The sequence below is a fragment of the Actinocrinis sp. genome, assembly GCF_035650855.1.
Taxonomy (GTDB): Bacteria; Actinomycetota; Actinomycetes; order Streptomycetales; family Catenulisporaceae; genus Actinocrinis.
Genome location: NZ_DASRGV010000022.1, coordinates 17,617 through 31,306, shown reverse-complemented (window position 1 = coordinate 31,306; position 13,690 = coordinate 17,617). Strand labels below are relative to the sequence as shown.

Annotated in this window: 12 protein-coding genes; 10 read left to right on the top strand and 2 right to left on the bottom strand. The window is 70.5% G+C overall.

The window, feature by feature from the left end; all coding sequences use genetic code 11:
- Window positions 1-66 precede the first annotated feature (66 nt).
- Window positions 67-1,071, top strand: a complete 1,005-nt coding sequence (locus tag VFB40_RS01820; RefSeq protein ID WP_324847476.1) for a hypothetical protein — start codon at window positions 67-69, stop codon at window positions 1,069-1,071.
- Window positions 1,072-1,186: 115 nt separating this feature from the next.
- On the top strand, window positions 1,187-2,755 hold the full coding sequence (locus tag VFB40_RS01815; RefSeq protein ID WP_324847475.1) for a N,N-dimethylformamidase beta subunit family domain-containing protein: 1,569 nt from the start codon (window positions 1,187-1,189) through the stop codon (window positions 2,753-2,755).
- Between the two features lie 31 nt (window positions 2,756-2,786).
- Here the strand turns inward: VFB40_RS01815 and VFB40_RS01810 are convergent, their stop codons facing one another.
- Entirely contained in the window at window positions 2,787-3,503 is a 717-nt protein-coding gene (locus VFB40_RS01810; RefSeq protein WP_324847474.1) for a hypothetical protein, read from the bottom strand.
- A 107-nt stretch (window positions 3,504-3,610) separates the two neighbouring features.
- Here VFB40_RS01810 and VFB40_RS01805 point away from each other — a divergent pair, with 107 nt between their 5' ends.
- Genes VFB40_RS01805 through VFB40_RS01795 form a run of 3 tightly spaced genes read left to right on the top strand, consistent with a single transcriptional unit; the run spans window position 3,611 to window position 7,630 of the window.
- Complete coding sequence (locus VFB40_RS01805; RefSeq protein ID WP_324847473.1) at window positions 3,611-4,876, top strand: hypothetical protein; 1,266 nt, start codon at window positions 3,611-3,613, stop codon at window positions 4,874-4,876.
- A 16-nt stretch (window positions 4,877-4,892) separates the two neighbouring features.
- Window positions 4,893-6,077 carry a glycosyltransferase gene (locus VFB40_RS01800; RefSeq protein ID WP_324847472.1) on the top strand — a complete coding sequence of 395 codons (1,185 nt, stop codon included), beginning with the start codon at window positions 4,893-4,895 and terminating at the stop codon, window positions 6,075-6,077.
- 35 nt (window positions 6,078-6,112) lie between these two features.
- Window positions 6,113-7,630, top strand: coding sequence for a glycosyltransferase (locus VFB40_RS01795; protein WP_324847497.1), 1,518 nt, complete (start codon window positions 6,113-6,115; stop codon window positions 7,628-7,630).
- Here the strand turns inward: VFB40_RS01795 and wecB are convergent.
- Window positions 7,602-8,675: a non-hydrolyzing UDP-N-acetylglucosamine 2-epimerase gene (wecB, locus tag VFB40_RS01790; RefSeq protein WP_324847471.1), complete on the bottom strand. Its 1,074-nt coding sequence runs from the start codon at window positions 8,673-8,675 to the stop codon at window positions 7,602-7,604. The genes VFB40_RS01795 and wecB overlap by 29 nt on opposite strands.
- A gap of 212 nt (window positions 8,676-8,887) precedes the next feature.
- On the opposite strand from wecB, the gene VFB40_RS01785 reads away from it, so the two are divergent.
- Genes VFB40_RS01785 through VFB40_RS01765 form a run of 5 tightly spaced genes read left to right on the top strand, consistent with a single transcriptional unit; the run spans window position 8,888 to window position 13,690 of the window.
- Window positions 8,888-10,210: a glycosyltransferase gene (locus tag VFB40_RS01785; protein WP_324847470.1), complete on the top strand. Its 1,323-nt coding sequence runs from the start codon at window positions 8,888-8,890 to the stop codon at window positions 10,208-10,210.
- A gap of 2 nt (window positions 10,211-10,212) precedes the next feature.
- Window positions 10,213-11,469 (top strand): glycosyltransferase, encoded by a 1,257-nt coding sequence (locus VFB40_RS01780; RefSeq protein WP_324847469.1) that lies wholly within the window; start codon window positions 10,213-10,215, stop codon window positions 11,467-11,469.
- Window positions 11,466-11,948, top strand: coding sequence for a hypothetical protein (locus VFB40_RS01775; protein ID WP_324847468.1), 483 nt, complete (start codon window positions 11,466-11,468; stop codon window positions 11,946-11,948). The genes VFB40_RS01780 and VFB40_RS01775 overlap by 4 nt, the downstream gene beginning before the upstream one ends.
- Window positions 11,941-12,822 (top strand): ABC transporter permease, encoded by an 882-nt coding sequence (locus tag VFB40_RS01770; RefSeq protein ID WP_324847467.1) that lies wholly within the window; start codon window positions 11,941-11,943, stop codon window positions 12,820-12,822. The genes VFB40_RS01775 and VFB40_RS01770 overlap by 8 nt, the downstream gene beginning before the upstream one ends.
- Window positions 12,800-13,690 (top strand): ABC transporter ATP-binding protein, encoded by an 891-nt coding sequence (locus VFB40_RS01765; protein WP_324847466.1) that lies wholly within the window; start codon window positions 12,800-12,802, stop codon window positions 13,688-13,690. Before VFB40_RS01770 ends, VFB40_RS01765 begins: the two co-directional genes overlap by 23 nt.

Sequence of the window (13,690 nt, the reverse complement as noted above, 5' to 3'; positions counted from 1 at the left end):
CAGGACGTCAACGGCCGCCACAAGCTGTGAGATGCATCGCCCGATCAGGGATCATGCCTGGCCCCGGTGCTGGCCACGGCCGGCGCGGCCCAGGCGCAGACGGCGGTCACCTACGACCTGCAGTCCTCCGCCCTTGGCCGGACCGCGAACTCGACGCTCCCGGTGCTGGTCAGCACGGTCGGCTATCCGACCATCCTCCCGGCGCTGACCAGCACCTCGATCAGCCAGCGGAACACGGCGCGCGCAAGCGCTCGTTCCGGCGGTCCCGGTACTCGCCCGCCGCTGGCGAGTACCGGGACCGCAGGTGCTGAGCGCGGCGTTGAACGGCTGGAGCGGTCCTGCCGTGTGATGGTCGTGACCACTTCAACCCCCACCCGACTCGCCGCGCGGCGCACGCGCCGCCCGGTCGCCGCGGTTCTCGTCGCCGCCGCCACCGTGCTCGTGCTGCTCACCGCGGCCTGCGCATCGTCGAGCACTCCCACCGCGCCGACGGTCTCGGCAGCGGCGGCGGGCGCGCCGGTGTCGAGCGGCGGCGCGACCGCGGTCTGCGCTCACGACACCGTGGTCGCCACGTATCAGACGGCTTATGACGGCGCGCAGCCGCTGTGCCACGGCTTCGCCGGAGACGCCGACCACGCCGGGGAAGGCCTGGCCGGAGCCGAGACCAGGGCCCAGGTCGACACGGTCGTGCAATGGATGCTGCTGCACGCCCGCGCGATCTACAGCTTCCAGCCGACCGCGGCTTGGCTCGCCGCCAACCCTCACCCGCGCGACGTCAACGGTTACTTCCACCGGCAGTCCAACCCGGCGCCCGGGGACACCGCGATGCGGGCCTACAAGGACTTCCTTACCCCTGCGCCCGGACACGCGGGCAACGAGCAGGACTACGCGCTGGTGTCCGTGATCGTCTCGCCGACCGCGAAGGCAGAGCCGACGCACGGGACCGCCGGCGGCGGGGTCTGGCTGGTCGGCTGCCTGGTCTACCACAGCGACAACCACGAGTACCTCGAGACCTGCCCGTCGTGGGTGTGGACCGTGCCGGTGGTCCCCGCAGTCAAACGGCGCCTGTAGCTACTTCTTTCGCCACCGCGGTCGTGGGTTCTCCGCCTGAAATTCAGACGCCGTATACCGCGGCGGCCGGGACTGGTCACCACCGGGCACCGCCGCGCGCCTAGGGTCGGCGCTCATGGCCGAGATCTCCCGACGCTCCGCCCTGACGCTGCTCGGCGCGGGCGCGCTGGCCGCTGGCGCGACGACTGCTGTGCACGCCGCGACGTCGCATCCGGCGTCACCGCGCCTGGCCGAAGGGCCCGACAATCCGGTCCGCGCGGAGAATCGGCACGCAGGAAGCGCCGGCTGGCGGATCGGGTCCGGCGGCACCGTCGGCGCGGATGACCTAGGCCGCCAGATCAAGGGTTATGCCTCCGCCACCAGCGTCAATCTCGGCGAGCCGATCAGCTTTCACGTCTCGACCGATCCCGCGCGTTCCTTCGTCGTCGACGTCTACCGACTCGGCGACTACGGCGGGCTCGGCGCGCGCCGGATGGGCGGGAGTTCCCCGCTGCCCGGCCGCACTCAGCCGCAGCCGGTCACCGACCGCGCGACCGGGATGATCAGCTGCGCATGGGACGCGGACTGGACGCTTACCGTGCCGCGCACGTGGACCGCGGGAAGCTACCTGGCCGCCTTCACCGCCGACAGCGGACACCGCAGCTACGCGCCGTTCGTGGTACGCGATGACGCGCGGCGTGCGGATTTCCTAGTGGTGCTGCCCTTCTCGACGTATCAGGCGTACAACCAGTGGCCGCTCGACGGGAAAGTCGGCAAAAGCCTGTACTACGGCTACGGGCACGACGGGAACCCGGGCGCGGCCGGGAGCGAAGCGGGTTCCTCGCGCACCGACGTCAACGGAGCGCCCATCGCATATGGCACGCGGGCTCGCCAAGTCAGCTTCGCCCGGCCGTACGAGAACGTCGGACTGCCGCAGCGCGCCGATCTCGACTACGAGTTCTTACAGTGGGCCGAACGCAGCGGATACGACCTGAGCTACGCGACCAGCGTGGATTTGCACGACGGCCGCGTCGATACATCGCAGTACTCTGCGCTGGTCTTTTCAGGGCACGACGAATACTGGTCACGTACGATGCGCGACACGGTTTCCGCTGCCGTCGACTCCGGCACGCACGTCGCGTTCATCGCCGCGAACAACGTGTACTGGCACGTGCGCTTCGAGTCGGACGACGAAGGGCGCCACATCATGTCCTGCTGGAAGAGCGATCCAGATCCACAGGCCGACAGCAGCGGCCCGACCTGCCTGTGGCGCACAGTGAATCCGCACGCAGCGCAGGCGGAGCAGAGCCTCATCGGCGTCCAGTACAACGGGATCCCGAAGGCCGAGATGCCGCTCGTGGTCAGCGGCGCGGACCACTGGTTCTGGAGCGGAACCGGCGTCGTGAACGGCGAAAGCATTCCGGGCATCGTCGGCGGCGAGGCGGACGGGTTCGACGCGTCGGCGCCCAAGCCTCAGGCGGCGCGGCACACGATGCTCTCGGCGTCGCACTTCATGGCGCTCGGCGGCAGCGACTGGCCGCGCATCCAGCACACCAGCCTCTACGAGACCGAACGCGGCGCGATCGTGTTCGCCGCCGGCACGTTCAACTGGTCGCTCGGCCTCAATCGGCCCGGTTACGTGGACGCGCGCATCCAGCGGGCCACGGCGAATCTGTTCAACCGGTTGCGGCGGCGTCCGGCTTAGGCCGGACCTCATGTCCCGTTCAACGGGACAACTAGCTGCTGGTCTCGCTGGCTTCCTTTGTGACGCTGGGCGGATCGGTGGTGAGGAAGGCGGGGACCGCGGCGGATGCGGCGAGGATCAGGGCCTTGAGCGCGTCCGGACCGGGCAGCGGAACCAGCAGCAGTGCCGCGAGCAGCACGCCGTAGGCGACCGCCGCGCGCAGCGTCGCGGAGTTGAGTTCCGCGAACGCGACCACCGCGAGCACGGCGACGCAAGACCACCAGGGCGAACACAGGTCGGCCGCGCGCAGCAGGGCCGGGCCGAAGCGGGAGGAGGTCTGCTGCGCGAGCAGGCCGGCGCCGAGAGTCAGCAGTCCGGCGGCGAGCTCGGTGCCCCAGGCCGCGGCGAGCACCTTCAGCCAAAGCCGGCGGCGGGTGGGGACGCGCACCGTGCGGCGGCGGATCCACAACGCCGTGATCAGCCACAGCAAGGCGAGGGCACAGTAACCGACGATCCAGTCGATCCGCCCGGTCAGCCCGCCCTGGAACGCCCAGTCGTTGTGCCCGATGTCGTGCGAGAGCCTGGCCAGGATGTACACCGGCGAGGAGCCGCCGCCGCGTCCGCTGCCGGCCGGCCCGAGCGCGGGTCCCGCGATCGGCGCGACGGCGATCGTCGCCGCGGACACCAGGGCGAGCAGGGCGCGGCTGACCCGCGGGGCGGCCGGGATCGCGGTGATCGCGGCCGGCTTAGTCAGAGCATCGGTAGACATGACGCTGGCACGGTACGCGGCCCAGGGAAACAGCAGCCTTCCGTCCGGTCACCAGCCGGTCATGCTCGCATCACCCGGGGTTGGCCCTCGGTCGCTAACGTCCGCGCGTGGCAAGAGTCGAGGAGGCGCCGACCAAGGCGCGCGGCCGCAGGATCATCGCCGGAGCGCTGCTGATCGCCGCGCTCTTCGCCGTGATCCAGGCGGTCGATTACCGGCAGGACGTCCCGTCGAACGACACGTACCAGTACGCGCGGCAGACGTTGCGGATACTCGGCGACAGCCAGGAGCAGGCCGTGCACGGCGCGGTGGTGATGTTCTGTCAGGACAGCGGCCAGTCGGCGGCGCGCAGCGCGACGCTGGACTACGGCTCCTCGGGATCGGGAAGCGCATACGCCAGCGGATATGCCCGCTGCCTGCAGACCTACCGCAACGGCCTGACGCCGAGTTCTCCGCGCTACATCGCCATCTTCACCTCCCGGCCCGGCTATCCGCTGCTGGCCGCGCCGTTCGCGGCGGCCTTCGGGCTGCGCTTCGGGTTGTGGGCCGTGGCGATGCTCTGCACACTCGGCGCGAGCTTCCTGGTTCTGCTGTTACTGCGGGCGGCTGGATGCGGCGTGGGGGCGGCGCTGTGCGGTCAGGCGCTCTATCTCGCGGCACCGACCGGCTATTGGGGCAGCCGCATGCTCACCGACGGCCCTTCCCTCGCCACGACGCTGCTCGCGCTGCTCGGGGCGTGGTGGCTGATGCAGCGCAGGCTCAGAGCCGGGACGGCCGTGCTCGTCGCCGGGCTGGCGACCGGTTTCGTCGTGCGCTACTCCTCCGAGCAGCTGGTCGGGCTCGCGCTCGCGCTCGGCGCGCTGATCTGCCTGAAGTGGGTGCCCTCGGCGCGGCATCGCGGGGCGGTGCTGCTCGCCGCGGTTTCCGGCGGCGGGTTCGTGCTCTCCGAGCTTCTCAGCACCCTGCTCGACTGGCCTGGAATCTCCGAATCGCTGCAGGACACCTTCACCCGACATTTCATCCGGCCGGACGTGTCCGATCCGATCGGTCGGCTGGTGTGGCTCAACCTGCACTTCTGGGGCTACTTCCCGGTCTCTGAGCCCACGGCGCTGCTCGCCGGGGGTGGCCTGATCGCGGTCGCGGTGCTGCTGGTGCGCCGCGACCCGGCGTACGGGGTGCTGGTCGTCGCGGTGGCGGCGACCGGGATCGCCACGGTGGCCGCGCATCCGCTGGCTTCTCAAGCCGACCGGCTGATGGTGGCGGTCTGGCTGCTGCTCGCGCTCGGACTGCCGCGGCTGCTGCCCAGCCGGGCGAAGCCCCGAGCCGAGGAGCCGGTCCGCGAGCAAGAGCCCGCATATAGCGCGGGCACCGCATAAGGAGGCGAGGGCTGCGATGGACGTCTTGATGCTGGTCATCTCCGACGTGGCGCATGACGCGCGGGTTCTGCGCGAGGCGGGCTGCCTGGCCGGGATCGGGCATTCGGTGCACGTGGTCGGCAAAGACGTCCCGACCGACTGGACGCCGCCGATCGGGGTCACCGTGCAGTCCGTTTCCGGGGGGAGTGGGTTGAGGCCGTCGGGGACGGTGCTTGGCGCAAGCGCGGTATCGCGCGGGGTGGTGCGGCGGATCGCGCGCTGGGCGCTGCTGCCCAGGCATCGGCAGCGGGTGTGGCGGACCTGGTGCGACGGGGCGCGCGCCGGAGTCTCGGGGCGCAGGTTCGACGTCGTACACGCTCACGACTTCAACGTGCTGCGGCTGGCGGCGGATCTCGCCGAGTCCGCGAAGGCGGATCTGGTGTACGACGCGCACGAGTGGTGGTCGGGCCGGGAGCGGCACGGCCGGCCCACGCCGCTGGAACGCGCGCGCGAGCGGCGCGTCGAACGCCGGATCGTGGGGCGCGCGGCCGGGGTGCTGACGGTGAGTCCGGGGATCGCGGATCGGCTGGCGCGGTGGCGGGGAGCGCCGGTGGTCCTCGTGCGCAACACCTTTCCGGTCCAGGACCGGCCGCTCTCGGCGGATCTCCCCGAGCGGCCGCGCGGCGCCGTGTACGCCGGACGCATCGGGCCCGCGCGCGACATCGAGACGCTGCTCGCCGCGGCGGCCGATCTGCGGCTGGACACGGTGCTGCTGGGCAAGACGGACCGCGCGTTCCTGCCTCGGCTGCGCTTCTCCAAGGGCTCGGTGCGGATCGAGCCGGCCCGACCGGTGGACGAGGTCGACGAGGTGCTGCGGCGCGTCGGCATATCGGTGGTCACGCTGACCGACACCTGCGAGAACCATCGGCTCGCGCTGCCGAACAAGGTGTTCCACGCGGTGCGCGCGGGCGTCCCGGTCGTGGCGGCCGACCTGCCCGAGCTGCGCCGCCTGGTCACGGACTACGGGATCGGCGCGCTGTACCGGCCTGGGGACGCGGCTTCGCTGCGAGCCGCGCTGGAGCGGGTGATCTGGGACTACCCAGGGTTCTGCGACAGGGTCGCGCAGGCGCGCACCGAGCTGAATTGGGAGCAGGATGCGAAGGCGTTGATCGGCGTGTATGACGCTCTGGCGCGTGACGCGGTTTCGGCGGGCGTGCGATGACCGCCGTGAGGACGGACGCCGGGGCGCGTGTCGTGATGCTGGTCGCCAACGGTGTGGCTGGGGATTCGCGCGTGCAGAAGATCGCCTGGTCGATGGCGGCGGCCGGTTGGGAGGTCACGCTGCTGGGCCGGGCGCCGGGCGCGGAGATCGTCCGCTATCGGCTGGGTGCGGCGGACGTGACGCTGGTTCCGGTGCCGAGGCATGTGTCCGGCTACGAACGCGCGCGGCTGCGCGGAGGGCGCAAGGCCGTGCGGCTTCGGTCCGAGTATCGCCGGGCTCGCGCGGAGCTCGCCGCGCGGGATGCCGCGGCCGGCGGTCACGCGAGCGCTGCGCTGACGGCGGCGCTGCGGCGCTGGCTCGCGGCGCATCCGGGCGTGGACAGCTTTCTGGCACGTTGTGGTCGGGGTCTGCTGGGATGGGCGGCTCGGCGGACGGTCGCGACGATGGCTGGTGTCGCCAGTCGCTACGGCGGCTGGCGCTGGTTCAACCCGTGGTTCGCCGACTTGGAGCTCGCGCTGGCACCTGTGGTGCGCGACCTTGAACCGGATTTGATCCACGCGCACGACTTCCACATGGTCGGGATCGGGGCGCGGCTCGCCGCGACGCTGAGCACGCCGCAGCGGCGCGTGCGGTGGATCTATGACGCTCACGAGTACCTGCGTGGCATCGAAGTGTTGTCGCCAGCTGATATACGAGCTCGTATGCGCAGGCGGATGCTCGTCGGGGTGGAACGCGAGTACATCCGTCGCGCGGATGCGGTCGTGACCGTGTCCGACGGGATCGCGGACCGCCTGGCCGCGGACCATCGCTTGACCGCCACTCCGGCGGTGATCCTCAACGCGCCGGTGATCACGGTTGCGAACACACGGTCCGCGGAACGCAATTTGCGCGAGGACTGCGGTGTGAGCGAGGAGGCGCCGCTGCTGCTGTACAGCGGCGGCATGTCGCCGCGCCGGGGAGTCGCGACCGCGATCGACGCATTGTCACAGCTGCCGGGCGTGCACCTGGCTCTGATCTCGCGAGACGGAGACCCCGACCTGCCCGGGCTGTTGCTCCGGGCGGCGGACCGCGGCGCCGCGGACCGGCTGCACGTGGTCCCATACGTGCCGGTCGACCAGGTCGTTTCGTATATCGGTGCCGCGACGATCGGGCTGGTGCCGATCCTGCATCTGCCGAATCACGAGCTTTCGCTGATCACGAAGTACTTCGAGTACCTGCACGCCGCGCTGCCGATCGTAACCAGCGACGTGCGCGAAATGGCGCGGCAGACTCGGCTCCTCGGGGTCGGCGAGGTGTTTCGCGCAGGCGACGCAGCCTCGCTCGCCGATGCGGTGCGGCGCGTTCTGGCCGATCCGGAACGCTATCGCGCCGTTTATCAGGGGCCGGATGATCCGCGCGCAGAGACGACGTGGGCGGGACAAGCGGCACGGCTCGACGCGCTGTACCGCCGGGTCCTCGGCACGCAGCCGGGCCCGCCGCGGGCGGCCGGCGGCTTGCGCCTGACACCGGCCGCCGAGGCGGCGATCAGCGAGCCGCTCGCTCGAGTTCCTTGACCACGCGCGCTGCCGCGTGCCCGTCGCCGAACGGCTCGCCGCGCGGGGAGGTGGGCGCAGGGCGGAGGGCGGCGTCGGCGAAGGCTGGGTCGTCGGACTGGACGAGCGTGTTCCAGCCCCCGGTGAGCGTTTCGGGCCACTCGGTTTCGGAGCGGACCGTGGTGCAGGGCCGGCCGAGGAGGTACGCCTCCTTCTGCAGCCCGCCGGAATCCGTGACCACGCCGGCTGATCCGGTCACCGCCGCGATCAGTTGCGCGTAGGGCAGGGGCGGGCCGGGACGGATGGCGCCCTGCGCGAGTTCGAGCCCGTATTCGGCGGCGCGGGCTCGCAGGCGCGGGTGCGCGAGGAGGGCGACGGGGAGGGGAAGCGCGGCGAGAGCGGCCACGATCGCGGCCAGGCGTTCGGGATCGTCGGTGTTCTCGGCACGGTGGATCGTCGCGAGCAGGTACGGCTGCTGCGGATCGATCCCGGGCGCGGGGGGCGTGGGCTCGGTTCGGGTGAGGGCCTGCTCCCGGGCGTGCAGGCAGGCGTCCACCATCACATCGCCGACGAGCGTGGTGCGGTCGGCAAGACCTTCGCGTTCGAGGTTGAGCACCGCTTGCGGGGTGGGCGCGAGCAAGAGGTCGGCGGCGTGGTCTGTCAGGACCCTGTTGTGCTCTTCCGGCATCCGGCGGTTGCCCGAGCGCAGCCCGGCCTCCAGATGGGCGACCGGAAGGTGCAGCTTCACCGCGCTGAGCGCTCCGGCGATCGTCGAATTGGTGTCGCCGTAGACCAGCACCCAGTCAGGCGTGTGCCGGGAGAGCACCGGATCCAGCGCGGTGAGCATCGCCCCGGTCTGCGCGCCGTGGCCGCCGGAGCCGACCGCGAGACGCTCATCCGGCGGCGCGATACCGAGACCGCTGAAGAAGACCTCGGAGAGTTCCGGATCGTAGTGCTGCCCGGTGTGCACGATCACGTGCTCGTGCCCTGCCTCGGTCAGCGCCGCGGCCACCGGGGCGAGCTTGACGAACTGGGGGCGCGCGCCGACGACGCTCAATATCCTCACCCGGCGATCATAGATTTGGATCACGCGGATCGGCTCCGGCGGCACCGGCAATCCGGCGATTATTCATATCCAATTAACGAGCTCGCAGGTCGCGGTGACTATTCGTCGGACAGACGACAGACGCGAATTCATTTGCGTGCACCTCGCGTTAACACGGCGCTTGTCTAGTTGCACCGGTCACTTACCGCCCCGCGATCACGAAACGCAGCGAGATGAGCCCGCGCCCGAGCCCACGCCCCCGGATCCTCTACCTGGCGTTCTTCTTCCCGCCGAGTCGGTCCAGCGGGGTGTACCGAGCGCGTGCGACCGCCGCGCACCTGGCCGAGGCCGGCTGGGACGTGACCGTGTACACCGCTCCGCGCGAATTCTTCACCCGCTACATCGGCACCGTGGATCCGACGCTCGAAGCAGGGCTCGACGAACGGATAACGGTGCGCCGCCCCGGCATGGGCTATTTCCGCTGGGAGCGCGATATCCGCCGCTACGGCCGGCTGCGCGCGAATATGCCGGTGCTGGCGAATGCGGCCTACAACTGGATGCAGCGCCGCTTCTTCCCCGAGCACTACGCCTCGTGGATTCCGCGCGTGGTGGCGCAGGCGTTGCGGGATCACGCGCGCCGGCGCTTCGATCTGGTGCTGGCCACGGGCAATCCGTTCGCCTCCTTCGCGGCGGCCTGGTGGCTGCACAGGCTGACCGGGCTGCCGTACGCGCTGGACTACCGGGACGCCTGGACGTTCAACCAGTTCACCGAGGAGCACAAGTACCCTGACGGGCATCCCGCGTGGGCCTGGGAGCGGCGGACGGTGGAAGGGGCCGCGCTCACGGCGTTCGTGAACGAGGGCCTGCGCACCTGGCACGCCGATCGCTATCCCGCCGCGGCCGGCAGGATGACCGTGGTGCCCAACGGGTGGGAGCCCGAGCTGCTGGGGCGAGCCGCATATCCGGGTGCTGCGACCGGACGGCCACTGCGGTTCGGCTACGTCGGCACGATCACCGAGCCGATGCCGCTGTCCGTGCTCTTCGAGGGCTGGCGGCGGGCCCGCGAGCACCCGGAACTGGCCGACGCGACCCTGGACCTGTACGGCCACCTCGGCTTTTTCAAGCAGTCCGCTGACACGCTGCTCGACCGCATCCCGGTGGCGGAGCGGATCGGGGTCAGCTACCACGGGCCGCTCGGCAAGGCGGAGGTCGGGCAGGCGTACCAGAACCTTGACGCGCTGGTCTTCTGCGTGCCGGGCGCGCGGTATGTGACGTCGGGGAAGGTCTTCGAGTACATGGCTACGGGCAAGCCGATCGTGTCCGTGCACTCCCCCGGTATCGCGGCAGAGGATGTTCTGAACGGGCATCCGCTGTGGTTCGGTATCGACCGGCTCGACGCGGCGGCGGTCGGCAACGCGTTCGTGGCGGCCGGGAAAGCCGCGCGGGATCTGACCGAGTCGGACTTCACGGCGGCGCTTGCGCATGCCGAGCGCTACACGCGTGCGAACACGCTCGCGCCTTTCGAGGCGCGGCTGCGCGAGTTGGCGGGGCGGTGAGCGTGGCCGGTTCGATGGAGCGCGCCGGCAGCGGTCGGAGCCTCGCCGTCGCGACGCCCTGGCATCCGACCGCGCAACGGCCGTTCGCGGGGTCGTTCGTGCAGGCGACGACGGCGGCTGTCTCAGGGTTCTTCGACAGTGTTCGGCTGTACCACACCGAGGACTGGCCGGGACCGGCGGACCCGGTGCAGGCTCGGCTGGTCGAGCGCGCTTATCGGGCGTTGACTTCGGGGCCTCGGGCGCGCGTCGCTTTCGAGCCGCGGTGGACGCGTGAGGGCTATTGGGTCACCGATATCGCGACGCCCGTCACGCCGAAGCGTGATTACGCGGCCTGGGCTCGCAGCCACGAATCCGCGCTGCGGCAGGCGCTGCCGAGCGGCCGCTTCGACGCAGACGTCGTACACGGGCACGTCGGCATCTACGGAGGCTGGCTCGCGCACCGCTTCGCGCGACCCGGCGCGCGCATCGTGGTCACCGAGCACGCCTCCTTCCTCGGCCGGATCCTCGGGCAACCGCGGTCTCGCGCGCTCTACGCCGAGGTGGTGGACCGCGCCGACGCCTTCGTGTGCGTCAGCGAGAAGCTGCGCGGTCAGCTGGTCGACGCGTTCCCGCAGCACGCCGCGAAGATCCAGGTGGTGCCGAACGTGGTGGCGATCGAGCAGCTGCCGCAGCGTCCGGAAGCGGTCACCGGGCTGAACCGGTGGATCTACGTCGGGAAGGTGGCGGCCGGCAAGGGGGTGCCCGAGCTCGTCGAGGCGTTCGCCGCCGTAGCGAAGGAGGAGCCCGCGCTCCGGCTGACGATTCTGGGCTCCGGTCCGCTGCTCGAACCGCTGCGCGAGCGCGCCGCGCAGCTCGGCCGCGCCGACCGGATCGCCTTTCCCGGAGCGGTCCCGCCGCAGCGCGTCTTCGAGTTCTTGCACGCTCACGATCTGCTGGTGCATCCGAGCAAGTCGGAGACCTTCGGCATGACCGTGGTCGAGGCGGTCGGCTCCGGGATGCCGGTGCTGGTGACCAGATGCGGCGGTCCGCAGGAGACGCTGGCCGGCCTCGAGGGCGTCGCGGGCCTGCTCATCGACGTGAGCGATGACCCCGAGGTGATCGTCGAGGGATACCGGCGGCTGGCCGGCCAGGTGACGCGACTTGATCCGGCGCGGGCTCGGTCGGTGCTGATCGAGCGTTACGGCACGCGCGCGGTCGCGGCGCGCCTGGCCGCGGTGTACGGCGTCGAGCAATCGGTTCAGGCGGAGGAGCGCGTATGAGTGTCCTGCTTTTGGCGATCAGCACGACGCGCGCGACCGCGGTGCGCTCCGCCGCGGATTTCCTGCTGGAGCACGGTGAGGACGTCGCTCTGCTCACGGTCGAGTCCGAACCCTGGCAGCGTGAGGGCATCGATCCGCGGGTGCGGATCTATCCGCTCCAGGCGGCCGAGAAGAGGCACCTGTTCGCGCGGATCGGCAACGCCGTGCGCCGCCTCTCCCCTGCCGCGTACGCCAAGGGCTACCTCAAGATCTATCGGCTGCTGCGGCCGTACGTGCTGTGGCGGGTCACCCGCGCCGGGGTGGGGCGCGAACTGGACTGGACGGCGATACAGCAGGTCGTCGTCTGCGACTCGCACGCCATACCGATCGGCTGGCACCTGGCCAAGCGGCATCCGAACTTGACCGTCGGCTTCGAACTCGACCGCACCTCGTACCGAGAGTCCGTCCCTTCTGCCCTTCCGGAAACGGCCGATGCTTGATACTCAATCCCCGCTGCGGAGCGGCGCGGCGAACGCGTCGCTTGAGCACCACGTGTTCCGCTCCCGCCGCTCCGGGGTGCCGCGCCTGCGCGCTTACCTGCCCGAACTGTGGGCGCGGCGCGAATTCGTCTACGAACTCGCCCGCTGCACGCTGCGGGCGCAGAACTACCTCAACGCCTTCGGGCAGCTGTGGCTGATCCTCAATCCACTGCTGCTCGGCTGCGTCTACTACGTGCTCGTCGACATCCTCAGCAACGGCAAGCACGCCCACAACTTCTTCTCGGTACTGCTGGCCGGGCTGTTCCTGTACAACTTCTTCTCCGGCATCCTGAGCCAGTCCGCGGGCTCGATCATCGGCAGCAGCAGGCTGATCCTCAACAGCAGGCTGCCGCGGCTCGTGCTGCCGATCACGCAGATCGTCATCGCGTTCATGCGCTTCCTGCCCTGCATGATCGTGTTCCTGGCGGTGCACACCATCCAGCGGCTGCCCTGGGGCCTGGACGCGTTCTACGCCCTGCCGGCCTTCATCGAGGTGACGCTGTTCGGCGCCGGGCTCGGCTTCATCTGCGCCACGCTGCAGGTCTACTTCCGCGACTTCTCCAACTTCCTGCCGTACGTCACCCGGATCTGGCTGTTCCTGTCCCCGGTGCTCTGGGAGTTGCAGGCCCAGCTGGCCAAGCACGACCTGAAGTCGCACGTCATCGCCCTCAACCCGCTCTCGCCCATGATCGGGGCCTGGGGCGACGCCCTGGTCTACAACACCGCGCCGCCGCTCACCTGGCTCGCGGAGGGCGCCGGCTGGGCCGTGGCCGCGTTCGTCCTCGGCTGCCTCGTCTTCATCAGGAGGGAACGTGAGTTCTCTGTCCGTCTCTAAGAGCCCTGAGTCCGCAGTGGACGAGCGGGACGCCGACCAGCGCCTGGCCATCCGGGTCAAGGACGTGCACGTCGACTACCGCACGATCGTCGACCCGCGCGCCAACACGCTGCGGCACGCGGCCACCCGGCTGGGCCGCCGCGGCGGCGGTGGACGCGCCGTGCGGATGATCCACGCGGTGCGGGGCGTGTCCTTCGACGTCGAACACGGCTCGGTGCTCGGCATCATCGGCGCGAACGGCGCCGGCAAGTCCACCGTCATGCGCGCGATCGCCGGAATCCTGCCGCCCAGCAGCGGCGAGATCGTGGTCAACGGCCGCATCAGCACCCTGCTGGCGCTCGGCGTCGGGTTCAACGGGCAGCTGTCCGGCCGGGACAACGTGGTGCTCGGCGGCCTGGCCGCGGGCCTGAGCCGCCGGCAGGTCAACGAGCGCTTCGAGCAGATCACCGCGTGGGCCGAGCTGGAGGAGTTCATCGACATGCCGATGAAGTCCTACTCCTCCGGCATGTACGGCCGGCTCGCCTTCGCCGTCTCCACCCACCTGGAGCCGGACGTGCTGCTCATCGACGAGGCGCTGTCCACCGGGGACGCGCATTTCCGGCGCAAGTCCTACGACAAGATGCAGGAGCTCGTCGCCCAGGCGCGCACGATCGTCATCGTCAGCCACGGGATCGGCGCGATCCGCGAGATGTGCGACGACTGCATCTGGCTGCACAAGGGAGAGATCGTGCGGCGCGGCGACCCGGACTCGGTCAGCGCCGAATACCTCGAGTTCCAGGGGGTTCCGCCCGAGCCCGCCAAGGGCTCCGTCGAGGCCGCGGACGACCTGGGCGGCCTCGACGACGCCATGGTGATGGAGGACGTCTGA